Annotated in this window: 12 protein-coding genes; 4 read left to right on the top strand and 8 right to left on the bottom strand. The window is 60.3% G+C overall.

Going from position 1 to position 24,603, the window contains the following annotated elements:
* Positions 1-121 precede the first annotated feature (121 nt).
* Positions 122-583: an aminoacyl-tRNA deacylase gene (locus ACYZTU_RS02005; protein ID WP_449642837.1), complete on the bottom strand. Its 462-nt coding sequence runs from the start codon at positions 581-583 to the stop codon at positions 122-124.
* A 198-nt stretch (positions 584-781) separates the two neighbouring features.
* Here ACYZTU_RS02005 and ACYZTU_RS02000 point away from each other — a divergent pair, with 198 nt between their 5' ends.
* The 3 genes from ACYZTU_RS02000 to ACYZTU_RS01990 all read left to right on the top strand — a co-directional run bounded on the left by ACYZTU_RS02000 (position 782) and on the right by ACYZTU_RS01990 (position 2,782).
* Complete coding sequence (locus ACYZTU_RS02000) at positions 782-1,312, top strand: NfeD family protein (RefSeq protein ID WP_449642836.1); 531 nt, start codon at positions 782-784, stop codon at positions 1,310-1,312.
* Positions 1,313-1,314: 2 nt separating this feature from the next.
* Complete coding sequence (locus ACYZTU_RS01995; RefSeq protein ID WP_282383248.1) at positions 1,315-2,073, top strand: slipin family protein; 759 nt, start codon at positions 1,315-1,317, stop codon at positions 2,071-2,073.
* Positions 2,074-2,398: 325 nt separating this feature from the next.
* Entirely contained in the window at positions 2,399-2,782 is a 384-nt protein-coding gene (locus tag ACYZTU_RS01990; protein WP_461967670.1) for a DUF6124 family protein, read from the top strand.
* Positions 2,783-2,874: 92 nt separating this feature from the next.
* Here the strand turns inward: ACYZTU_RS01990 and ACYZTU_RS01985 are convergent, their stop codons facing one another.
* From ACYZTU_RS01985 to ACYZTU_RS01955, 7 genes are all read right to left on the bottom strand, one after another.
* A complete protein-coding gene (locus tag ACYZTU_RS01985; protein WP_461967668.1) occupies positions 2,875-3,741 on the bottom strand; it encodes an ABC transporter permease in 867 nt (288 codons plus the stop codon).
* A 20-nt stretch (positions 3,742-3,761) separates the two neighbouring features.
* Entirely contained in the window at positions 3,762-4,622 is an 861-nt protein-coding gene (locus tag ACYZTU_RS01980; RefSeq protein WP_461967666.1) for an ABC transporter ATP-binding protein, read from the bottom strand.
* A 5-nt stretch (positions 4,623-4,627) separates the two neighbouring features.
* Positions 4,628-5,653, bottom strand: coding sequence for an ABC transporter substrate-binding protein (locus ACYZTU_RS01975; RefSeq protein ID WP_461967664.1), 1,026 nt, complete (start codon positions 5,651-5,653; stop codon positions 4,628-4,630).
* An 18-nt stretch (positions 5,654-5,671) separates the two neighbouring features.
* Complete coding sequence (locus tag ACYZTU_RS01970) at positions 5,672-6,568, bottom strand: TauD/TfdA dioxygenase family protein (protein ID WP_461967662.1); 897 nt, start codon at positions 6,566-6,568, stop codon at positions 5,672-5,674.
* A 302-nt stretch (positions 6,569-6,870) separates the two neighbouring features.
* Positions 6,871-8,238: an HlyD family type I secretion periplasmic adaptor subunit gene (locus ACYZTU_RS01965; RefSeq protein ID WP_461967660.1), complete on the bottom strand. Its 1,368-nt coding sequence runs from the start codon at positions 8,236-8,238 to the stop codon at positions 6,871-6,873.
* The gene (locus ACYZTU_RS01960; RefSeq protein ID WP_461967659.1) at positions 8,228-10,384 is read right to left on the bottom strand and encodes a type I secretion system permease/ATPase; all 2,157 of its coding nucleotides are present in this window, start codon (positions 10,382-10,384) and stop codon (positions 8,228-8,230) included. Before ACYZTU_RS01960 ends, ACYZTU_RS01965 begins: the two co-directional genes overlap by 11 nt.
* 42 nt (positions 10,385-10,426) lie before the next feature.
* Positions 10,427-11,779 carry a TolC family outer membrane protein gene (locus ACYZTU_RS01955; RefSeq protein WP_461967657.1) on the bottom strand — a complete coding sequence of 451 codons (1,353 nt, stop codon included), beginning with the start codon at positions 11,777-11,779 and terminating at the stop codon, positions 10,427-10,429.
* Positions 11,780-12,139: 360 nt separating this feature from the next.
* On the opposite strand from ACYZTU_RS01955, the gene ACYZTU_RS01950 reads away from it, so the two are divergent.
* A complete protein-coding gene (locus ACYZTU_RS01950; protein ID WP_461967655.1) occupies positions 12,140-24,475 on the top strand; it encodes a retention module-containing protein in 12,336 nt (4,111 codons plus the stop codon).
* The last annotated feature ends 128 nt before the right edge of the window (positions 24,476-24,603 follow it).

The raw sequence follows: 24,603 nt of genomic DNA, 5'->3' as shown, positions 1-24,603 counted from the left end.
GGCAAATGATTGGGTGATTGCTGCGCAGTCAATCGCGGGCAAGCCTCGCTCCTACAGGTGACCGCGTGATCCTGTGAGAGCGAGGCTTGCCCGCGAAGGCGTCATAACTGACGCTGCAAAACTACTGACTCAACTCGCAAACTTCAGCATGCGGCACCATTTTCAGGAATTCTGGCATGCTCAGGTGCACCAGGTTGTTGTGGTTACCAGCCTCCAGGTAGATGTCTTTTTGCCGGGTCAGCAGCGGGTCGATGACCATGTCCATGCCATAGGATTCGCCCAACGCCGGCACGGCGCCGCGTTCGCAGTCCTGGAACAGATGCGCCAGGGTGCTTTCCCGGGTGATCTGCCATTCGCCGCTGCCGCGTACTTTACTCAGGTCCAAGTGACGGCTCGCTGGCAGCACAGCCATCAGGAAATGGCCGTGGTGGTCGTCGAGGATCACCGATTTGGCCACCCGTTCGGCAGAAATGCCCGCGACCCGCGCCGTTTCAAGGCTGCTGGCCGAGTGCGGATGGGTGACGACGTCAAATTTGCATTGAGCCTTGTTCAGGCTGTCCTGCACAGTTCTTGCCATACGCATGATGCACCTCGGTGTCCGCAACAACTGTTCGCGGACGATGGTTAAACTTTTTCTCTCCATTAAAAGTCTAGGCCCACTGGCGCAATCGCGCGGGAAATCTGCCCGCCGGAACAACGTCAACCACTGATCAAAATTCGTACAACCAAGAGCTCGGCTAGACTGTATAAAGAACCATCAATGACTCTCCCGGAGGGTCACGTGAACACTCGTTGTTGTGCAGTTGCGCTGCTGTTGGCCTTGAGCGGATCGGTATTCGCAGCGGACACCGTCGTCCTGCTGGTGCCCAACCCCATCGGAATCTGGCTGATCACGTTCGGCATCGCGTTTCTGATCGCCGAGGCGGCCTTGCCCAATTACGGCGTGATCGGTCTGGGCGGCATAGTGATGTTCGTGATCGGCGCGGTGATTATGACCAACACCGAAGTGCCTGTTCCACTGATGATCGGCCTGGGACTGGTCAGCGCCCTGCTGCTGATCTTCCTGTTGATCCACGCGCTGAAAACACGACCGCGCGAAAACGTCAGTGGCGATGCAGGACTGGTGGGTAGCGTGGCCCCGGTGATGTCGCTGACCGGCAATGCCTACAACGGTTGGGTGCACCTGCAAGGAGAAAAGTGGCAAGTGCTCAGCGCCACGCCGCTGCAACCCGGGCAAAGGGTCCGGGTGGTGGCACGCAAGGGATTATTGCTGGAAGTGGCCGCGGCTGATGCGGCGCCGGGTGGAGAATAACCATGGGCCTGCAACTGGGTTTTGCCGCGCTGCTGTTACTGGTGATTGCACTGGCGGGATCGACCTTTCGCATCCTGCGCGAATACGAGCGCGGGGTGGTGTTCCAGCTCGGGCGCTTCTGGCAGGTCAAAGGCCCTGGCCTGATCCTGCTGATTCCGGTGGTGCAGCAAATGGTTCGCGTCGACTTGCGAACAGTGGTCCTCGACGTGCCGCCACAAGACGTGATCACCCGCGACAACGTCTCGGTCAAGGTCAACGCGGTGCTGTATTTCCGCGTCCTCGATCCACAGAAGGCGATCATCCAGGTCGAAGACTTTCTCATGGCCACCAGCCAATTGGCCCAGACCACCTTGCGGGCGGTGCTCGGTAAACATGAGCTCGATGAACTGCTCGCCGAGCGTGAGCGGTTGAACACCGACATTCAGCAAGTACTCGACGCCCAGACTGACGCCTGGGGCATCAAGGTCGCCAACGTCGAGATCAAGCACGTAGACCTCAACGAATCGATGGTCCGCGCCATCGCTAGACAGGCCGAAGCCGAGCGGGAACGCCGGGCCAAAGTCATCCACGCCGAGGGTGAGTTGCAGGCCTCGGAAAAACTCATGCAGGCCGCTGAAATGCTCGGGCGCCAGCCTGGGGCCATGCAGTTGCGGTATATGCAGACGTTGAGTTCGATTGCCGGGGACAAGACGTCGACGATCGTCTTTCCGTTGCCGATCGAGTTGCTCAAGGGGATGGCGGATTTGTCGTCCAAAGAGTGACCTTCACCACAGACACCAACGTCCGGTAATCCCGTCGGAGATTTCCTTCAAGTTGTAGCGGTGTTGGTGAACTTGTTCCGGTCCGAACCCAGGTCTAGTCTGGCCTTGTCACTGAAAAAACGGTGACACGGACGTGCAAGTCCGACGAAACTGTTTAGGGCGCAATTGCCATGGCTCATTGCTTTATGGCGGCTGCGCGCAGGAGATCCTCGGATCTGCTGGGTGTCCTAAACAGTCCCGGTCTTGCACACCTGCGCACGGCCGCCACCCAATTCGCGTGCAAACGAACGGTGACGGCTCCAACTTACTGTTTAGGATGTTTTATATGCACAAATTTACTCCGAATCCTCCAGAGCACTCTGGAACCGATTCCCAAGAATCACTCGAAGCCGAAAAACTCAAAGAAGCCGCAGACCGCGCCTTCGCCCACTACTTCCCCCCGACCACCGAAAAACCGCCCAAGCACCGCAAAGGCAACCTCTTCACCGTCGCCCCCGATGTCAACACCGAAACCCTTCTGGCCAACGCCTCCGAAGACCTACTGTCCATCAGCGCCATCGCTGCCAATCTGGCGGACGATGTGGACGGGACGCGGCGCTCGGTAGCCCTGGCGCTCAGCCGCATGGCCGATGGCGTGCAGTTGCTCGTAGAGCGAGCGCTGGATCATTGGGAGGAGTCGGAGATCATGCAGGCTCGGGTCAAGGTTTAGCCGGGTAGATTTTTGGTGAATTGACCGCCGCCCGGAACGAGCTTGCTCCGGGCGGCGATCCGACGATGGGGTCAGACCAGACGCCGCAGAACTTAGCGTTGCATCCCCCAACGCTTCACCGTGACCCGCTCCAAGGTGTCGAACACCAGATTTTCCACCAGCAAGCCGATCAGGATCACGACCGCCAACCCGGCAAACACCTTGTCGGTGTACAGCTCGTTACGGTTCTGGAAGATGTACCAACCCAAACCACCCTTGCCGCTGGTGGCGCCGAACACCAGTTCGGCGGCGATCAGCGTGCGCCAGGCAAAGGCCCAGCCAATTTTCAGTCCGGCGAGAATCGATGGCAGTGCTGCCGGAATCAGGATGAACAGCACGAAACGCATGCCTTTCAAACCGTAATTGCGCCCGGCCATGCGCAGGGTTTCCGAGACACCGAGGAACCCGGCATAAGTGTTCAACGCCAATGCCCAAAGCACCGAATGCACCAACACGAAAATCAGGCTGTTCTGCCCCAAGCCAAACCACAGTAGCGCCAGCGGCAACAGCGCAATCGCCGGCAGCGGGTTGAACATCGAGGTCAACGTACTCAGCAGATCGCGACCGAACTGCGTCGACACCGCCAGGGTGGTCAGGGCCAATGCCAGCACGATGCCGATCAGGTAACCCTTGAGCAACACCACCAGCGAAATCCACACCTTGTCCAGCAACTCGCCACTAAGCAGACCGTCATACAGCGCGCTGCCGGTTTGCAGAAAACTTGGCAGCAACAGGTCGTTGTTCTGAACACGGGCAACCACTTCCCAGAGCACCGCGAGCAAAATCAGGATCAGGCTTTTGCGCACCCAGCCCTGTTGCCAGAGGCGCTGACCGAGCGGTAATTCACGCTCCAGCGGCACACTCGTCAGCGGTTGCAACACCGTTTCAAATTCTTCACGCGGGGATGATAAAAGACTCATCGGGCACTCCTCTCAATGGCTCAATAAGCGATGCGGATGTCGGAGAAATCCAGCTCACGCTCGGTTTCCGGGGAGTGACCTTCATCGAACAACAACCGATGAATGCGCCGCGCCGATTCCTGAAAGGCCACGCCACCGAGGCTGTGCAAATCGTATTGATGGCTGTGGACTTCCGCCCGCACCCGCCCAGGATGCGGCGACAGCAGCAGAATTCGATTGCCCACCACCAACGCTTCTTCAATGGAGTGAGTGACGAACAGCAGCGTGAAGCGCACTTCTTCCCAGAGCAGCAGCAATTCTTCCTGCATCTTGCGGCGGGTCAGCGCATCGAGGGCGGCGAAGGGTTCGTCCATCAAGAGGATTTTCGGCTGCATGGCCAACGCCCGGGCGATCGCTACACGCGCTTTCATGCCGCCGGACAAGGTATGCGGGTAGGCATCGGCAAACGCCGCCAGACCGACCTTGTCCAGATAGTGCAGCGCTCGCTCCTCGGCCTCTTTGCGCTTGAGCGTCCTGGATGCCAGCAGCGGAAACATCACGTTCTGCTTGACGGTTTTCCACGGCGGCAGCTGATCGAATTCCTGAAACACCACAATCCGGTCCGGTCCCGGGGCATGAACGGTTTGCCCCTGAAGACGGATTTCCCCTTCACACGGCTGGATGAAACCGGCGACAGCCTTGAGCAACGTTGACTTGCCGCAACCGGACGGACCCAGGAGTACAAAGCGGTCCGCCGGATCGATCTCGAAACTGACCTGATGGGTCGCCCGAACCACCCGCTGCGGCGTGCGGTATTCGAGGCTGACGTTGTCGACCGACAGCAGCGCTTGGGCTGCCGCGATCGGTTTGCTGACCGTGTGGCCTTGCAAAGGGGCGTTCATCTCGGTCAGCTCCCTTGCAGCGGTTTGGCGTCCTGGAAGAAGTAGTCCTTCCACGAGTCCGGTTTGTTTTTGATCGCGCCGACGCGGTAGAGGAATTCGGCCAACGGGTAAGTATTTTTCGGCGTGACGCTGAATTCGAACTGCGGGTTATCAATGATTTTCAGCAACGCGGCACGGTCGATTTTGGCCTTGGTGACGCGGATGTAAGTGTCAGCCGCCGCGCCTTTATCGTTCTGAGCAAACTCGGCGGCTTCCGTCAGCGCTTCGACAAAGGCCTTGTAGGTTTTCGGGTTCTCGTCGCGGAATTTCTCGGTGGCGAACAGCACCGTCGGCGAGTTCGGGCCGAGCACGTCATTGGAATTCAACACAACGTGGACGTTAGGGTTGGCCAGCTCTTGATCCTGGAACGGCGGGTTGGAAAAGTGCCCGGTCAACTCGGTGCCGCCGGCAATCAGCGCCGCTGTGGCGTCGGGGTGCGGAACGGCGATGGTGTACTTGTCGAGGCGATTGAATTCCTTGTCGCCCCACTGCTTGGCGGCCGCGTATTGCAGGATGCGCGACTGCACCGACACGCCGACCGCCGGCACCGCGATGCGGTCCTTCTCGGTGAAATCGGCGATGGTTTTGACTTTGGGATTGTTGCTCACCAGGTAGTAAGGGAAGTTGCCGAGGGAAGCCACGGCTTTGACGTTCTGCTTGCCGTGGGTGCGGTCCCAGATGGTCAGCAGCGGACCGACGCCGGCACCGGCAATGTCGATGGAACCGGAGAGCAGCGCATCGTTGACAGCGGCACCGCCGGAGAGCTGGGTCCAGTCGACCTTGATGTCGATGCCTTCCTGCTTGCCGTACTTCTCGATCAGGTTCTGATCGCGCACGACGTTGAGCAGCAGGTAAACGATGCCGAACTGCTCGGCGATGCGAATTTCACCTTCGGCGTGGGCCGCGGTTGGCGCCACTAGGCTGCCGGCGATCAGGCTGAATCCCAGGCCGATGGCAGCGGCCAGCGGGGCAAATGGAAGACGTTTGGACATGAGAGTTTCTCCGACAAATCAGAAAGGCGCGTCGCCCTGGATGGTGGTGCGATACAGCTTGCGGCGCAGATAGCTCGGGCATCCGGCGGCAAGATGAATCAGCGAACGGTTGTCCCAGAACACCAGGTCGTGGGCCTGCCATTGATGGCGGTAGATGTTTTGCGGCAGCACGCTGTGGGCGTAAAGCTCGTCGAGCAGTTGCTTGCTCTCGTCTTCCGGCAGACCGACGATGCGCGTGGTGAAACCCTCACTGACGAACAACGCTTTGCGACCGTTTTCCGGATGCGTACGAACAACCGGGTGTACCACTTCAGCAACCTGCGCCAGTTGTTCCGGCGTCAGCGTCGGGCGCCAGTTGCCTTCGAATTTGCTCTCGCTGTAGCGCGCGGTGTAAGAGTGCGCCGCCGAGCGGCCTTCGACGGCTTTGCGCAGCGCTTCGGGCAGGTTGTCCCAGGCTTTGTGCATGTCGGCGAAGAGCGTGTCGCCACCTTCGGACGGCAGCTCTTGGGCGTGCAGCATCGAGCCCAGGCTTGGCAGTTCTTTATAGGAAAGGTCGGAATGCCAGAACTTGCCGGCGTCGCCGAGGCCGATGGATTGGCCGTTTTCGATGATGTTGGAAACGATGAGAATTTCCGGATGCCCGGCCAGCAGGAATTGCTTGAGCACATGGATCTGCAACACGCCAAAACGACGGCTGAAGGCGATGTGCTGCTCGGGGGTAATACGCTGGTCGCGAAACACCACGACGTGATGATCCAGATGCGCGCGGTGGATGCGGGCGAAGTCCTGATCATTGATCGGGCGGGACAGGTCGAGGCCGATAATTTCGGCACCGACGGCGCCACTGAACGGGCGGATGTCGAAGGTTTGCGGCGCGATGTTCGCGGCGCTTGGGGAAGCCGTTGCTGCAGACATAAATCACTCCCACGCACGGCACGCTCAAGGGCGCGCGCGTCGATCAAGAAACTCACGGAGGTCCCGTGTTGGTTCGTGTCGTGCGGCGCGCCGATTGGTCGGCAGGTACGCAGGAGGATGACTTTATAGATATAAGAACTTGAATTTAAATACCGTTAGCGAATAACGATATGGCTTTTCCCTAGCACCGATTGTTCCCACGCTCCTGCGTGGGAATACAACCCGTGACGCTCTGCGTCACAGAGGACGCGGAGCGTCCATGGCGGCATTCCCACGCAGAGCGTGGGAACGATCTGTCAGGCCTACCGCTCGTGCAGCGCCTCGGCGCGCGCCCGAATAATCGGCTTGAGCAGGTAACTGAGAACGGTTTTTTTGCCGGTGATGATGTCCACCGAAGCCACCATCCCCGGGATGATCAGCAACGGCTTTTCATCCGTCCCCAAGTGGCTGCGATCAGTACGCAGTTTGATGAGGTAGTAGGTGGTTTTCTTGTCTTCGTCGGTGAGGGTGTCGGCACCGATCTGCTCAAGCCTGGCTTTTAGCCCGCCATAAATGGTGTAGTCATACGCCGTGAACTTCACCGTCGCCTCTTGTCCCGGATGCAGGAAGGCGATGTCTTGCGGACGAACTTTTGCCTCAACCAGCAAGGTGTCGTCCAGCGGCACGATTTCCACCAGGTCGCTGCCCGGCTGGATCACACCGCCAATGGTATTCACCAGCAATTTGTTGACGATACCGCGCACCGGCGATGTCACCAGCGTCCGGCTGACCCGGTCTTCCAGCGCCTTGCCGGTGGCCTGGGCCTTGTTCAGATCAGTGCGTGCTTCGTTGAGTTGAGTCAGTGCTTCGCTGCGGAATTTGCCGCGAGTCTCGTCGATCTTGCGCTGCACTTCCTTGATCGCCGATTGGGCGCGAGGAATGGCCAGGGTGGTCGCGTCCAGTTGCCCGCGGGTTTCAACCTCGGCGCGCTTGAGTCGCAAAACCTCCACCGGCGATACCGCGCCCTGGGCCACCAACGGCTCGGACATGTCGATTTCCTGACGCTGCAACGCGAGGCCGTTACGGTACTGCGACTGCTTGGAGGTGAACTCGCGCAGCTCTTGCTGACGCTGGATCAACTGCTCCGCCAAACCACCAATCTCATCGTGCAGTTGCTGACGGCGACTGATGTACAGCGACTCCTCGCTGGCCGCCTGACCAGGTACAGCCTTCAGCACGTCAGCGGGAAAGTTCAGCGGACGGTCATCGACTTCCGCGCTCAAGCGCTCTACTCGCAGCAGCATCGACAGCCGATCGGCTTCGGTTTCGCCGACGTTGGAGGCAAATCGCGTGTCGTCCAGGCGAATCAGCGGCGCGCCGGCCTCGACGATCTGCCCTTCGCTCACGAACAACTCGGAGACGATCCCGCCCTCAAGGTTCTGGATTTTCTGGATCTTGGACGAGGGAATGGCCTTGCCGTCGCCCTTGGTGACTTCGTCGACTACGGCGAAGTTGGCCCAGAGCATCAGGAACACAAAGAAGCCGATGATCGCCCAGATGGTCAGCCGCACCACACGTGGGGCGTCTTCGATCAGCGCTTTGTTGACCTCGGGAAGTGGCTGGCCATGCAGCGAATCTGAGCCTTTGAAGTAACGGCCGATCGAATTCTTGAAACCCGACTTAAGCAACACTGATCTGCCCCTTCTTCAACGCTTCCATCACCGCGGCTTTCGGGCCGTCGGCGAGAATCTGCCCGCGGTCGATGACGATCAGACGATCCACCAGCGACAACAGCGAAGCCCGGTGCGTCACCAGCACCACGGTCTTGTTTTCAACCACCGCCACGAGGCGCTGCTTGAGGCGTTCTTCGCCGGTGTTGTCCATGGCGCTGGTGGGTTCGTCGAGCAGCAGGATCGGCGGGTTGAGCAACAACGCACGGGCCAGGGCAACGTTCTGGCGCTGACCGCCAGACAAGTTCTGCCCACGCTCGCCGACTTGCAGCTCATAACCTTGCGGGTGCAGACGGGCGAATTCGTGGACACCGGCCAACTCGGCAGCTTGCAGCACCGTTTCGTCTTCTACATAGCGCGCGCCCGACACGAGGTTGTCGCGCAAGGTCCCGGCGAGCAGCTGGATGTCCTGAGCCACGTAACCGATGTTGTGGCGCAATTCGCTGACGTCGATCTGACGGATATCGACGCCATCCACCAACAGTGCGCCGTCGTCCGGCTGGTAGAGGCCTACGAGCAGTTTGGCCAGGGAGCTTTTACCCGAGCCGCTGCGCCCGATAATGCCGATCTTCTCGCCGGGCTTGATGATCAGGTTGATGTTCTTCAGCGCCGCGTTCTGTTGGTTCGGGTAAGTGAAGTTCATCTGCCGGCACTCGATGGCGCCTTGCAGCACCTTGCGGCTCAGTGGGCGTTCCTCGAAGTTGCGCTCTTGCGGCAACTCCATCATCTGATCGACCGAGGTCATGGTCACCCGCGCTTGCTGGTAACGCGTCAGTAGGCCGGACAGCGAGGCCAGCGGGCTGAGGGCGCGACCGCTGAGCATATAGCAGGCGATCAAACCGCCCATGCTCAGGTGGCCGTCGATGATCTGGTACACGCCGAAGACGATCATGATCACCCCGGCCAGTTGCTGGATCAGCAAGGTGATGTTCATCGCCAGACCGGAGAGCATTTTCACCCGCAGCTCGAGGCGGCTGAGGGTGCCGATGGTCTGCTCCCACTGATATTGGCGCTCGCTTTCAGCGTTGTTGACCTTCACTGCATCGAGGCCGGCGAGGGTTTCGATCAGGCTCGACTGACGCTCGGCGCCCAGGGCCATGGTCCGTTCCATGGTCGCCACCAGCGGTTTCTGCAGCGCATAGCCGATCAGTAAGGCAATCGGGAACGCCAGCACCGGAATCCACACCAGATGCCCGCCGAGAATCGCGATGACCATGAAGATCAGCAGCGTAAAAGGCAGGTCGATCAGGCTGGTGAGGGTCAGCGAGGCGAGAAAGTCCCGCAGACTCTGAAACTCGTGGATGTTTTGGGCAAAACTGCCGACCCGCGCCGGGCGGTACTTCATGGCCATGCCGACGATGCGCTCGAACAACGTGGCCGAGATGATCAGGTCGGTTTTCTTCCCCGCCAGGTCCAGACAGAGGCTGCGCAGGCTCTTGAGGATCAGATCGAACAGGTAAGCCCCGGTGATACCGATGGCCAACACCCACAGGGTCGATTCGGCCTGGTTCGGCACGACGCGGTCGTAAACGTTCATCACGAACAGCGGCGCGGCCATGGCAATGATGTTGATCAGGAAACTGGCGGCGATGGCGTCAGCGTACAGCCAGCGCGAACGCTTGAGGGTGTCGCGGAACCACGAGCGCGCGCGCGGGATCAGCGTGCCGTGATTGACGTCGTATTTATGCTGGGGTTGAGCGAAGAACACTTTGCCGATGTAGTCATCGGCCAGCAGTTCGCGGCTGACAACGCTTTCGCCGCCATCGCTTTCGCTGAGCAGCAGGCGCGCCTGGTCGTCACCTAGCCAACCGAGCAGGACGGCACTGCGGCCATCCTTGAGCAGCAACAGCGCCGGCATGGCAATCGCCGGGATCTGCTCCAGTTTGCGTACCAGCACCCGCCCTTGCAGGCCGGCACGAGCTGCCGCGCGGGGTAGCAGTTCAACACTCAGACGTTGCTTGGGTAACGGCAGGCCGGTGGTCAACATCGCGGCGCTGGCTTGTTTCTGATGCAGGGTGCAGAGGGCCAGCAAGCCGTCCAGTAACGGATCGTCATGCAGCGCGCGTGGATCATGAATGAGTTGAACTCGACTGACTTCTGATTCCACGCTCGGCACTCTTGGCTAACAATTGAACAATGAAGGTTCTGCTCAATTCATACCGGGCAGTTGAACCTTCGGCTTCACGTCGTTTTGCACAACGGATGCCAACGGTGCGACCACTCCCTGGCTCTTGAGCAACTCGCCCATGGTCGCCTTGATTCGGTACTGAGTAAATAACTGAATGTTTTTGATCTCCGCCAGGCGACGAGAAGCCGAGAACAGCTCGTTTTCGCTGTCGAGCAGGTCGAGCAACGTGCGCTCGCCGAGACCGAACTGCTTCTGATAGGCGGTGCGCACGCGGGTGCTGTGATCGACATATTGCTGGGCGATCGGCACTTGGGCATTGGCGTTGTTCAAGGCGTTCCAGGCCAGACCCAGCTCTTCGTTCAATACACGCAAGGCGTTGTTGCGAATATCCAGTGCCTGGTTGGACAGGTAGGACTTGGATTCCAGGTCAGCCTTGTTGCTGCCACCGGCATACAGATTGAAGCGCATGCGCAACATGGCCTGCCACTCATTGCTGTGACCGTTCTGGCCGTCGAGATCATTGTCGGCACTGCGACCCAATTCGGCATCGAAGCGCGGGTAGAAGCTCGACTTGGCGGCTGCGTACTGTTTCTCGGCAGCGGCAATGTCAGACTCGGCGGAACGCAGGGTCGGGCTGTTTTCCAGCATCTGCGCGCGGGCTTCATTGAGGTTGGCCGGCAACAGCGCCATGAAATCGGCAGGACGCTCCAGCTGATCGGGCATCTGGCCGACGGCGCTGAGGAAGTTGGTCTCGGCGTCGGCCAGGTTGGTCTGCTCGGTGATCAGGTTGTTGCGGGCCTGAGCCATACGCGCTTCGGCCTGATCGAGGTCGGCGCCGCTGCCCACGCCGCGCTGGGTGCGCAGTTTGATCTGGTCGAAAATCCGTTCGTGGCTCTTCAGGTTGTCGGTCGCCAGGCGCACGAACTCACGGCGGGTCAATACATCGAGATACACCTGCGCGACGGTGAGCGCGGTGCGTTCGGACGTGCCCAGCAAAGAATAAGCGCGGGAGTTAACGGTGGCTTGTTGACGCCCCACTTCACTCGACGTCGCAAAACCGTCAAAAACCATTTGCGACAACCGCACACTCGACTCGCTGCGGTTCAGGGTTTCCCAGTGATTGTTGTTGCCGGCAGCACGCGTGGTGACGCTGTCAGTGCCTTCGCGACCATAACCGCCCAGCAGATCGACCCGTGGCAGGTATCCACCTTTTGCTGCCTTTAACTGATAATCCGCGGCCAATCGACTGTTAACGCCGGCCTGGATTTCCGGATGGACATCCAGTGCCTGTTGCATGGCTTCCGGAAGGGTCTGCGCCTGAACAAAACTGGCGGCTACGGCGAAGGGTAAAGCCTTGAGCAGGTGCAAGCGCATTATTGAAGTTTCCCGAAATTGCTTGTCTTGAATCACTGCAGATGGTGCCGCTGCATCGGATGATGACAATCGGAATGACCGTGTGTCGGAAAGTTGAATTTTGGCACTGGGTCACACTCTGTGCAGCAGGTCGGCGCCGAAATATCAATGTGACATTACGGGGGCGATTGTTTAGGATGACATGAGCAAGGTCAATAGTTTGGCATGAAGTTTATACCGAAAAAAATATAGCCAATTTGTTGACGAATAACCGCGTCAAAGTTGTGCCTCTAATACCTTGAAAGAACATCCAGACTGAGCGCGATCAACCGCTCTCAGGTCCATGGACGTCTATTGAATGTGACACTTGGAGAGTCTTCAATGAGCAGTGTTGTGGCCATCGTCAAAAGCATTGTCGGTCAGGTTTTCGCTGTGTCCCCAGAGGGCGTGCGCCGCGTTCTCGTTGAAGGCGATCGGTTGTTTGTCGGCGATCAGGTAGACACCGGTGCGGCTGGCGCCATTACGCTCGAACTGGCTGACGGCCGGACCCTGGACCTGGGTCGCGACACTCAATGGAGCGGCAGCGACCCGGATTCCAGCACTGACCTTGCACAAGCCACTGCACAAGCCGCGCCATCGGTTGAAGAGCTGCAGCAAGCCATCGTTGCCGGTGCCGACCCGACCACTGATCTTGAAGCCACCGCGGCCGGCCCGACGGCTGCCGGCACGGGCGGCGCGGCAGGTAGCGGTCACAGCTTCGTGATGCTGGATGCAACCGCTGGCCGGGTTGATCCGACCATTGGTTTCCCGACTGCGGGCATCGGCACCGCCGCTTTGGCTGCACAGAACACCATCGGCGGCCAGACTGCGGATACCAGCGCCAACGTGCAGCGCGAGTCGACCCTGACCTTGAGCGCCACGCCGGCCATCACCGAGGCCGGCGGCGTGCTGGTTTACACCGCGACGCTGAGCCAGGCCCCGCTGACGGACCTGACCATCACCCTGTCCAACGGCTCGGTGATCGTGATCCAGGCCGGCCAATTGACCGGTACCGTCAACGTTCCGCTCGCGCCGAACGACACCGTCTATAACGACCCGACCCAGATCAACGTGACCGTCACCGGTACCACTGGCGGAAGCGGCATTATCGTCACCGCGCCGACGACCCCGGCCGTGACCCAAGTCACTGACACCGTTGATACCACCACGGTCACCTTGACCGCAGGCGCCAACGTTACCGAAGGCGGCCAGATCACCTACACCGCGACATTGACCAACCCGGCCCAGACGCCGGTCACCATCACGTTGTCCAACGGCTCGATCATCACCATCGACGCCGGTAATACGACCGGCAGCGTGAATGTGCCGACACCCGCCAACGATGCCTATAACAACGGCAGCACGGTCACCACCACCATTACCGGTGCCACCGGCGGCAACTTTGAAAACCTGGTGCCAAACCCGGCCCCGGCCGTGACCACCATTACCGACTCGCCGGACACCACCACTGTCACGCTGACGGCGGGTTCGACGGTCACCGAAGGCGGCCAGATCACTTACACCGCCACCTTGACCAACCCGGCTCAAACGCCGGTCACTGTCACCCTGTCCAACGGCTCGACCATCACCATCGAAGCCGGTAAAACCACTGGCACCGTGAACGTCGATACCCCGGCCAATGACGTTTATCAGAATGGCAGCACCGTTAGCACCACGATTACTGGCGCCACCGGGGGCAATTTCGAGAACCTGGTGCCGAGCACCGCGCCAGCAGTCACCACCATTACCGACTCGGCCGACAACACCGGCCTGAGCCTCACCGCCACGGGCACCGTCGTCGAAGGCGGTCAGATCACCTATACCGCCACCCTGACCAACCCGGCGGGCACGCCGATGACTGTGACCTTGAGCAATGGCTCGGTCATCACCATCGAAGCGGGAAAGACCACCGGCAGTGTGACCGTCGATACCGCAGCCAATGATGTCTACAACAATGGCAGCACCGTCAGCACCACCATCACCGGAACCACCGGCGGCAATTTCGAGCAGCTGACCCCGAGCATCGAGCCGGCGCTGACCACTATCACCGATTCGAAAGACAACACTGGCCTGAGCCTTACCGCCACCGGTACCGTCGTCGAAGGCGGCCAGATCACCTACACCGCGACACTGACCAACCCGGCCGGCACGCCAGTCACCGTGACCCTTTCGAACGGCGCGGTCATCACCATTGCTGCCGACGCGACCACTGGCAGCGTGACCGTCGACACCGCAGCCAATGACGTCTACAACAATGGCAGCACCGTCAGTACCACCATCACCGGAGCCACCGGCGGTAATTTCGAGCAGCTGACCCCGAGCACCGAGCCGGCGCTGACCACTATCACCGATTCGAAAGACAACACTGGCCTGAGCCTGTCGGCGTCCACCGAAGTGGCCGAGGGCGGTCAGATTGTATACACCGCGACCCTGACCAATCCGGCCGGCACGCCAGTTACCGTGACCCTTTCGAACGGCGCCGTGATCACCATCGCCGCCAACGCTACCAGCGGCTCCGTCACCGTCAAGGCACCTGCCGATGACGTCTACAAAGACGCCGGCAAAGTCGAAGCGACCATCAAAGATGCCAGCGGCGGCAACTTTGAGAACCTGATCACCAACCCGGCGGCTGCGGTCACCGAAGTGACTGACACGATCAATACGTCGACGGTCAGCCTGACCGCCAACGGCACTGTGGCCGAAGGCGGCACCGTGGTTTACACCGCGTCGGTGTCTGCTGAAGTCACCGGCTCGCCGGTCGTTGTGACCTTGTCCAACGGTCAAACCATCACCATTCCGGTCGGTTCGAGCAGCGCCAGCGTGAACTTTGTTGCGCCAAACGACGCCTTGGCGGGCGGCGGTTCCTTGAGCGTCAAAATCAACGACGCCAAGGGCGGCAACTTCGAAAAACTGGAAGTCGACGGCAAGCCTGCGAATACCTCGGTGACGGATTCTGCCGACACCACGACAATCAGCCTCAGCGCGACTGAGTCGGTTGCTGAAGGCGGTTCGATCGTTTACACCGCGAACCTGACCAACGCTGCCGGTACTCCGGTTACCGTGACGTTGAGCAACGGCGCCGTGATCACCATCGCCGCCAACGCTACCAGCGGCTCCGTCACCGTCAAGGCACCTGCCGATGACGTCTACAAAGACGCCGGCAAAGTCGAAGCGACCATCAAGAACGCCAGCGGTGGCAACTTCGAAAACCTGGTCACCAGCCCGGCAGCTGCGGTCACCGAAGTGACTGACACGATCAATACGTCGACAGTCAGCCTGACCGCCAACGGCACTGTGGCCGAAGGCGGCACCGTGGTTTACACCGCGTCGGTGTCTGCTGAAGTCACCGGTTCGCCGGTCGTTGTGACCTTGTCCAACGGTCAAACCATCACCATTCCGGTCGGTTCGAGCAGCGCCAGCGTGAACTTTGTTGCGCCAAACGACGCCTTGGCGGGCGGCGGTTCCTTGAGCGTCAAAATCAACGACGCCAAGGGCGGCAACTTCGAAAAACTGGAAGTCGACGGCAAGCCTGCGAATACCTCGGTGACGGATTCTGCCGACACCACGACAATCAGCCTCAGCGCGACTGAGTCGGTTGCTGAAGGCGGTTCGATCGTTTACACCGCGAACCTGACCAACGCTGCCGGTACTCCGGTTACCGTGACGTTGAGCAACGGCGCCGTGATCACCATCGCCGCCAACGCTACCAGCGGCTCCGTCACCGTCAAGGCACCTGCCGATGACGTCTACAAAGACGCCGGCAAAGTCGAAGCGACCATCAAGAACGCCAGCGGTGGCAACTTCGAAAACCTGGTCACCAGCCCGGCAGCTGCGGTCACCGAAGTGACTGACACGATCAATACGTCGACAGTCAGCCTGACCGCCAACGGCACTGTGGCCGAAGGCGGCATCGTGGTTTACACCGCGTCGGTGTCTGCTGAAGTCACCGGCTCGCCGGTCGTTGTGACCTTGTCCAACGGTCAAACCATCACCATTCCGGTCGGTTCGAGCAGCGCCAGCGTGAACTTTGTTGCGCCAAACGACGCCTTGGCGGGCGGCGGTTCCTTGAGCGTCAAAATCAACGACGCCAAGGGCGGCAACTTCGAAAAACTGGAAGTCGACGGCAAGCCTGCGAATACCTCGGTGACGGATTCTGCCGACACCACGACAATCAGCCTCAGCGCGACTGAGTCGGTTGCTGAAGGCGGTTCGATCGTTTACACCGCGAACCTGACCAACGCCGCCGGCACACCCGTGACCGTGACGTTGAGCAACGGCGCCGTGATCACCATCGCAGCCAACGCTACCAGCGGTTCCGTCACCGTCAAGGCACCTGCCGATGACGTCTACAAAGACGCCGGCAAAGTCGAAGCGACCATCAAGAACGCCAGCGGCGGCAACTTCGAAAACCTGGTCGCCGATAAAACCCCGGTCAGCACCAGCGTGACCGACACCGTCGACACCACCACCCTGTCGCTGAGCGCCACTGGCAACGTCAAAGAAGGTGGCCAGATCACCTACACCGCCACCCTGACCCATGCGGCCGGCACCCCAGTGACCGTGATGTTGAGCAACGGCGCGACCATCACCATCGATGCCGGTAAAACCACCGGCACCGTGAAAGTCGACGCACCGAAAGACGACGTCTACAAGGACGCCGGCAAACTGGAAGTCACCATCAAGGACGCCGCTGGCGGCAACTTTGAAAACCTGGTTACCAGCCCGACCCCGGCCGTGACCAACGTCGCCGACACAATCAACAAGACGCAACTGACGCTCAGCGCTGAAAAAACTGTACTTGAAGGCTCGCACATCACCTACACCGCGACCCTCACCAACGCCGCGCAAACGCCGGTGACCGTCAAGCTGAGCAACGGCGAGACCATCACCATCGAAGCCGGCAAAACCAGCGGTTCGGTCACCATCGCGGCGCCAAGCGATGACGTCTACAAAGATGTCGGCAAGCTCACCGTGACGATGACTGGTGCCAGCGGTGGCAACTTCGAAAAACTCGACATCAGCAAGGCGTCAGTGAGCACCACCGTCAAAGACACGGTCGACACCACTGGCCTGAGCCTGAGCGCCACCGGTTCGGTCGCCGAGGGTGGTTCGATCGTCTACACCGCGACCCTGACCAATGCCGCCGGCACCGCGATGACCGTAACGTTGAACAACGGTGCGGTGATCCAAATTGCCAAGGGTGCCACTACCGGTTCGGTCAACTTCGCAGCACCAAAGGATGACGTCTACAAAGACGCCGGAAAAGTTGAAGCCAGCATCACCAAGACCACCGGCGGCAACTTCGAAAACCTGGTGGCCGACAAGACCCCAGCGGTTACCGACGTGACCGACACCCTCAATACGTCGACAGTCAGTCTGACGGCCAACAGCACTGTGGCTGAAGGCGGCACCGTGGTGTACACCGCTTCGGTCAACGCGCCAGTGACCGGTTCGCCGGTTGTCGTGGCCTTGTCCAACGGCCAGACCATTACCATTCCGGTCGGCGCCAGCAGCGCCAGCGTGAAATTCACCGCACCGAACGACGCACTGGCTGGCGGCGGTTCCCTGAGCGTGAAAATCGACGGCACCACCGGTGGCAACTACGAAAACCTGGTGGCAAATAAAACCCCGGCAGTCACGTCGGTGACAGACGTTAAAGACACCACCACCCTGAGCCTGAGCGCTACGGATTCGGTAGCGGAAGGCGGTTCGATTGTCTACTCAGCGACGCTGACTCACGCTGCCGGCACTCCGGTTACCGTGAACCTGTCGAACGGCGCAGTGATCACCATCGCGGCGGGCGCGACTGTCGGCTCGGTGACGGTCAAGGCACCTGCCGATGACGTCTACAAAGACGCCGGCAAAGTCGAAGCGACCATCAAGAACGCCAGCGGCGGCAACTTCGAGAACCTGGTCACCAGCCCGGCAGCCGCAGTCACCGAAGTGACTGACACGATCAATACGTCGACAGTCAGCCTGACCGCCAACGGCACTGTGGCCGAAGGCGGCACCGTGGTTTACACCGCGTCCGTGTCTGCTGAAGTCACCGGTTCGCCGGTCGTGGTGACCCTGTCCAACGGCCAGACCATCACCATTCCGGTCGGTTCGAGCAGCGCCAGCGTGAACTTTGTTGCACCAAACGACGCCTTGGCGGGCGGCGGTTCCTTGAGCGTCAAAATTAACGACGCCAAGGGCGGCAACTTCGAAAAACTGGAAGTCGACGGCAAGCCTGCGAATACCTCGGTGACGGATTCTGCCGACACCACGACAATCAGCCTCAGCGCGACTGAGTCGGTTGCTGAAGGCGGTTCGATCGTTTACACCGCGAACCTGACCAACGCTGCCGGTACTCCGGTTACCGTGACGTTGAGCAACGGCGCCGTGATCACCATCGCCGCCAACGCTACCAGCGGCTCCGTCACCGTCAAGGCACCTGCCGATGACGTCTACAAAGACGCCGGCAAAGTCGAAGCGACCATCAAAGATGCCAGCGGCGGCAACTTTGAGAACCTGATCACCAACCCGGCGGCTGCGGTCACCGAAGTGACTGACACGATCAATACGTCGACGGTCAGCCTGACCGCCAACGGCACTGTGGCCGAAGGCGGCACCGTGGTTTACACCGCGTCGGTGTCTGCTGAAGTCACCGGCTCGCCGGTTGTCGTGACCCTGTCCAACGGCCAGACCATCACCATTCCGGTCGGTTCGAGCAGCGCCAGCGTGAACTTTGTTGCGCCAAACGACGCCCTCGCCGGTGGCGGTTCCTTGAGCGTCAAAATTAACGACGCCAAGGGCGGCAACTTCGAAAAACTGGACGTTGACGGCAAGCCTGCGAATACCTCGGTGACGGATTCTGCCGACACCACGACAATCAGCCTCAGCGCGACTGAGTCGGTTGCTGAAGGCGGTTCGATCGTTTACACCGCGAACCTGACCAACGCCGCCGGCACACCCGTGACCGTGACGTTGAGCAACGGCGCCGTGATCACCATCGCCGCCAACGCTACCAGCGGTTCCGTCACCGTCAAGGCACCTGCCGATGACGTCTACAAAGACGCCGGCAAAGTCGAAGCGACCATCAAGAACGCCAGCGGTGGCAACTTCGAAAACCTGGTCACCAGCCCGGCAGCTGCGGTCACCGAAGTGACTGACACGATCAATACGTCGACAGTCAGCCTGACCGCCAACGGCACTGTGGCCGAAGGCGGCACCGTGGTTTACACCGCGTCGGTGTCTGCTGAAGTCACCGGTTCGCCGGTCGTTGTGACCTTGTCCAACGGTCAAACCATCACCATTCCGGTCGGTTCGAGCAGCGCCAGCGTGAACTTCACCGCGCCAAACGATGCCCTCGCCGGTGGCGGTTCGCTGAGCGTCAAAATCAACGACGCCAAGGGCGGCAACTTCGAAAAACTGGACGTTGACGGCAAGCCTGCGAATACCTCGGTGACGGATTCTGCCGACACCACGACAATCAGCCTCAGCGCGACTGAGTCGGTTGCTGAAGGCGGTTCGATCGTTTACACCGCGAACCTGACCAACGCTGCCGGTACTCCGGTTACCGTGACGTTGAGCAACGGCGCCGTGATCACCATCGCCGCCAACGCTACCAGCGGCTCCGTCACCGTCAAGGCACCTGCCGATGACGTCTACAAAGACGCCGGCAAAGTCGAAGCGACCATCAAGAACGCCAGCGGTGGCAACTTCGAAAACCTGGTCACCAGCCCGGCAGCTGCGGTCACCGAAGTGACTGACACGATCAATACGTCGACAGTCAGCCTGACCGCCAACGGCACTGTGGCCGAAGGCGGCATCGTGGTTTACACCGCGTCCGTGTCTGCTGAAGTCACCGGTTCGCCGGTTGTGGTGACCCTGTCCAACGGCCAGACCATCACCATTCCGGTCGGTTCGAGCAGCGCCAGCGTGAACTTCACCGCGCCAAACGATGCCCTCGCCGGTGGCGGTTCCTTGAGCGTCAAAATTAACGACGCCAAGGGCGGCAACTTCGAAAAACTGGAAGTCGACGGCAAGCCTGCGAATACCTCGGTGACGGATTCTGCCGACACCACGACAATCAGCCTCAGCGCGACTGAGTCGGTTGCTGAAGGCGGTTCGATCGTTTACACCGCGAACCTGACCAACGCTGCCGGTACTCCGGTTACCGTGACGTTGAGCAACGGCGCCGTGATCACCATCGCCGCCAACGCTACCAGCGGCTCCGTCACCGTCAAGGCACCTGCCGATGACGTCTACAAAGACGCCGGCAAAGTCGAAGCGACCATCAAGAACGCCAGCGGTGGCAACTTCGAGAACCTGGTCACCAGCAGCACGCCTGCGGTCACCAATGTCACCGATACCATCGACACCTCGACAGTCAAACTGACCGCCACCGTTACTGCGGCTGAAGGTGGCACTGTCACCTACACCGCGACGGTCGGCCAGCCTGTGACTGACTCGCCGGTCACCGTGACCTTGGCCAACGGTCAAAACATCACGATCGAAGTCGGCAAAACCACCGGCACCGTAACGACCCTCGCACCCAACGATGCGTTGAACGGTCACACTCCGCTGACCAACTCAATCACAGGCGTCAGCGGCGGCAACTACGAAAACCTGGTCGCGGACAAAACGCCGGTCAGCACCACCGTGACCGACACCACCGACACGACCAACCTATCGCTGAGCGCTACCAACTCGGTCGCCGAAGGTGGCTCGATCGTTTACACCGCCACCCTGACCAACGCCGCCGGCACACCCGTGACCGTGACGTTGAGCAACGGCGCCGTGATCACCATCGACGCCGGCAAAACCACCGGCACCGCGACCGTCGATGCGCCGAAGGACGATGTTTACAAAGACGCTGGCTCTGTTCAGGCGAGCATCAGCACCGCGACCGGCGGCAACTTCGAGAACCTGGTCCCCAACAAAACGGCCGTCGTGACCAACGTCACCGACACCGTCGACAAGACTGAAGTCAGCATCACCGGCAGCACCTCGGTGACCGAAGGCCAGACCGCCAGCTACACCGTCAGCCTGACTAACCCGGCGCAGACCGAAGTCACCCTGAAAATCGTCTACAGCGGCACCGCCGCCGACGGTTCGGACTTCACCGGCGTGTACACCGTGAAGATCCCGGCGGGCGGCAGCAACGCGAGTTTCAACGTCGCAACCCTGGACAACAGGATCACCGAAGGCACTGAAAACTTCGTGGTCAAGATCGACTCCGCCACCGGTGGCAACTTCGAGAGCCTGGCGATCAGTGCGTCAAACGGCAGCGTCAGCACCACGATCATCGACAACGACGCGCCGCCGGTGCTTGATCTGGATGTCAACAACTCCAGCGGCGCCACCGGTGCCAACTACAACGTGACGTTCACCGAAGGCACCACCGGCCAAGGCGTATCGATCGGCGACACCGACCTGAAAATCACCGACCCGGACAGCACCCTGCTGACCGGCGCGACCATCGTGCTGACCAACCGTCAGGATGGTGATGCGCTGAACCTGGGCAACAGCGTCAACGGCATCACCATCAATGCCAACAGCACAAATGGCACGGTCACGCTGACCCTGTCCGGTAACGCGACACTTGCCGACTACATGCAGCAGATCAAGAACATCAGCTTCACCAACAGTAGTGAAAACCCGAGCAGCGTGCCGCGGATCATTACCGTGACCGTGACTGATGGCAGCAACTACTCCAACACCGCGACCACTACCGTCAACGTAGTCGGCGTGAACGATGCACCGACCGCCGCACCGGTTAACGTCACCGGGACCGAAGACACCCCGCTGACCCTTGGCTGGTCGACTTTCGGCGTCAGTGATGTCGACAGCGCCGCCGCTAACCTGGGCGTGAAAATCACTCAACTGCCGGGCGAAGGCAAATTGCAGTTCCTGGCCACTGACGGCAAGACCTGGACCGATGCAGCGAACAACCAGACGTTCACCAAGGCTGATATCGACGCTGGCAAGTTGCGCTTCCTGCCGGATACCAACGAGTCCGGCAGCAACGGCTACAACGCCGGCCTGGGTAACAAACTGGCGGACTACGCACAGATCAAATTCCAGCCTACCGACGGCTCGCTGCTGGGCAACACCGGCACGATCAAAATCGACATCACGCCAGTGGCCGACGCGCCTTCCCTGAGCGTTGCGGACAACAGCGTCAAATCCACCGGGCTGATCAAAGAAGTCTGGACCGGCCTGTCGGGCCTCGGCACCGATGGCAACGGCGCGTCTTCGGGCACGCTGAAAAGCGTCATCGACGGCGCGGGTAAACCGAACGGCAGTGGCACGGTGACCAACGTGCAGTCCGACGGCAGCGTCGCGGCTGGCACGGCTTCGAAAACCTCCGGCCTGATCTACCTCGAAGCGGGCAAGACTTACACCTTCAGCGGCACCGGCGATGACAGCCTTTTGGTGACCATCGGCGGCAAGAACGTAGCGGCCATCACGTGGGGCGCGGGCGGCAAGCTGAACGGTTCGTTTATCCCGACCTCCAGCGGCTACTACACGCTGGACATTTACCACCACAACCAGAACGGCCCGGGCAACTATGACGTCAACCTGTCGGTCAACGGCAGTGCCGCGGTCGACCTGAGCAGCGCCGGCGTGCCGCTGTACACCGGCGTGGCGGACCTTGCCGCTTCCGGCGTGACGGTGTCCGATTTGCACGGCACCAGCGGCGAAGGCTACTACGAAGGCTACAAACTCAATGAAGCCGCAGAAGGCACCAGCGTTCACCTGTCCGCAATCAGGACGGCCCTGACTGACACCGACGGCTCCGAAAGCCTGAGCGTGAAGATCAGCGGCATCCCGGTGGGTTCAGTGCTGACCGATGGCGCCGGCCACACGTTCACCGCCAGCGCGACGTCTGGCGAAGCCAACGTCACGGGCTGGAGCCTCGGGTCCCTGACCGTCACTCCGCCGCCGTACTACAACGGCCAGTTCAATCTGACCGTAACCTCGACGTCCACCGAATCGCTCGGCGGTTCGGCGCAAAGCACCGCGACGATCCCTGTCACGGTTTACCCGGCGGTCTACAACGCCGCCACCGCCACGGCGGCTGACGACACCATCAGCGGCACTGACGGCAACGACATCATAGTCGCCGACATCGGCGGGCTGACCGTGGTTCCGGGCACCAACTACAACATTGCGTTCATGGTCGACAGCTCGGGCAGTATGAGCCCGTCGTCGGTCAGCTCCGCCAAGGACTCGCTAACTTCGGTGTTCAACACCCTCAAGCAGAGCATGGGCGGCAACTCGGGGACGGTGAACATCTTCCTGGCGGACTTCGATAACCAGGTCAACAAGTCGGTGTCGGTCAACCTGAACGATCCGAATGCCCTGATCCTGCTCAAAGCGGTACTTGATTCGATGGCTTCCGGCGGCGGTACCAACTACGAGGACGTGTTCAAAACCACGGCCAACTGGTTCCAGAGCGCCGATGCCGTTGCCAACAAGGGCGCGACGAACCTCACGTACTTCATCACCGACGGCAAACCGACTTACTACCAGAGTGATGAATCGACCAACCCGAATCTGTATAACGGCGCCAAACTCGACAGCGTAATCACCACCAGCAACTACCAGTTGGGCAAAGCGATCAGCCTGTACCCGGACAGCAACCACCAGATCGATATCACCGCTTCGGGCAACGTCACAGTCTGGACCAAGTCCGGCGACAGCTGGTCAAGTAAAGATTTCGGCACACTGCACGCCCAAGGCGATGGTACGTATGAGTTCTCGTCCCGCGGTGGCAACGGCAGCAGCACCGACTCCAGCGCCATCGACAACTCCACCGACAGCTTCGCGCTGCTGAGCAAGGTGTCGACGGTAGAAGCCATCGGCATAAACAAGGACGTCACCCTTGGCGATCTGAAACCGTACGACTCGGATAAAACACCGCAAACCAACATCGACCCGAAAGACTTGGCCAACTCAATCATCGGTCACACCGAAGCAACGATGCCAGGCGCGGACACGGTCAATGGCGGCGACGGCAACGACATCCTGTTCGGCGACCTGGTGAGCTTCAACGGCGTCGCCGGCGAGGGTTATCAGGCCATGCAGGCGTTTGTCGCCCAGCAAACCGGCGTGGACGTCAGCAAAGTCACCACCAGCAACGTGCACCAGTTCATCACCGAGCACTACACCGCGTTCGATGTGTCCGGGGCGCATGACGGTAATGACGCGCTGCTGGGCGGTGCCGGCAATGACATTCTCTTCGGCCAGGGTGGCAACGACCTCCTCGACGCCGGCAAGGGCAATGACATCCTGCTCGGTGGCTCGGGTAACGATTCGCTGATGGGCGGTCAGGGCAACGATATTCTGATCGGCGGTTCGGGCGTCGACACCTTCGTGTGGAAGGCTGGCGACACCGGCAGCGACGTGATCAAGGACTTCAAGGCCAGTGAAGGTGATCGCATCGACTTGCGCGATCTGCTGCAAGGCGAAACCGGCAGTACCATCGACAACTTCCTGAAGATCACCACCGTGGACGGCGTTTCGTCCCTGCAAGTCAGCTCCGCTGGCAAGTTCAACGGTGCTGACGCCGCAGCCGCTGCACCGGATGCGACGATCAAACTGGAAGGCAACAACTGGTCCACCGCCAACATTCACTCGTTGATTGCCGGCAGTGACCCAACCATCAAGATCGATCACAACAACAGCTGATCCAACGAAAAACGGCCGCCCTTATGGGGCGGCCGTCACGTTTGCGCCCATCAAACCGGTGACGATTTCGTCGCCGCACCGCATACTCGCGTTCAGTTGGCCTATGCTGCTGACAGCATGACGCTGGT

The sequence above is a fragment of the Pseudomonas sp. HLT2-19-2 genome (genome assembly GCF_054898005.1).
Note: the sequence above shows the minus strand (reverse complement) of the source record. Positions and strands in the feature narration are given on the sequence as shown.

Excerpts from the sequence above, each read along its gene's own strand:
- ACYZTU_RS01990 (WP_461967670.1), top strand. The coding sequence starts at position 2,399 with ATGCACAAATTTACTCCGAATCCTCCAGAGCACTCTGGAACCGATTCC.
- ACYZTU_RS01955 (WP_461967657.1), bottom strand. The coding sequence starts at position 11,779 with ATGCGCTTGCACCTGCTCAAGGCTTTACCCTTCGCCGTAGCCGCCAGT.
- ACYZTU_RS01980 (WP_461967666.1), bottom strand. The coding sequence starts at position 4,622 with ATGAACGCCCCTTTGCAAGGCCACACGGTCAGCAAACCGATCGCGGCA.
- ACYZTU_RS01950 (WP_461967655.1), top strand. The coding sequence starts at position 12,140 with ATGAGCAGTGTTGTGGCCATCGTCAAAAGCATTGTCGGTCAGGTTTTC.
- ACYZTU_RS01975 (WP_461967664.1), bottom strand. The coding sequence starts at position 5,653 with ATGTCCAAACGTCTTCCATTTGCCCCGCTGGCCGCTGCCATCGGCCTG.
- ACYZTU_RS02005 (WP_449642837.1), bottom strand. The coding sequence starts at position 583 with ATGCGTATGGCAAGAACTGTGCAGGACAGCCTGAACAAGGCTCAATGC.
- ACYZTU_RS01985 (WP_461967668.1), bottom strand. The coding sequence starts at position 3,741 with ATGAGTCTTTTATCATCCCCGCGTGAAGAATTTGAAACGGTGTTGCAA.
- ACYZTU_RS01970 (WP_461967662.1), bottom strand. The coding sequence starts at position 6,568 with ATGTCTGCAGCAACGGCTTCCCCAAGCGCCGCGAACATCGCGCCGCAA.
- ACYZTU_RS01995 (WP_282383248.1), top strand. The coding sequence starts at position 1,315 with ATGGGCCTGCAACTGGGTTTTGCCGCGCTGCTGTTACTGGTGATTGCA.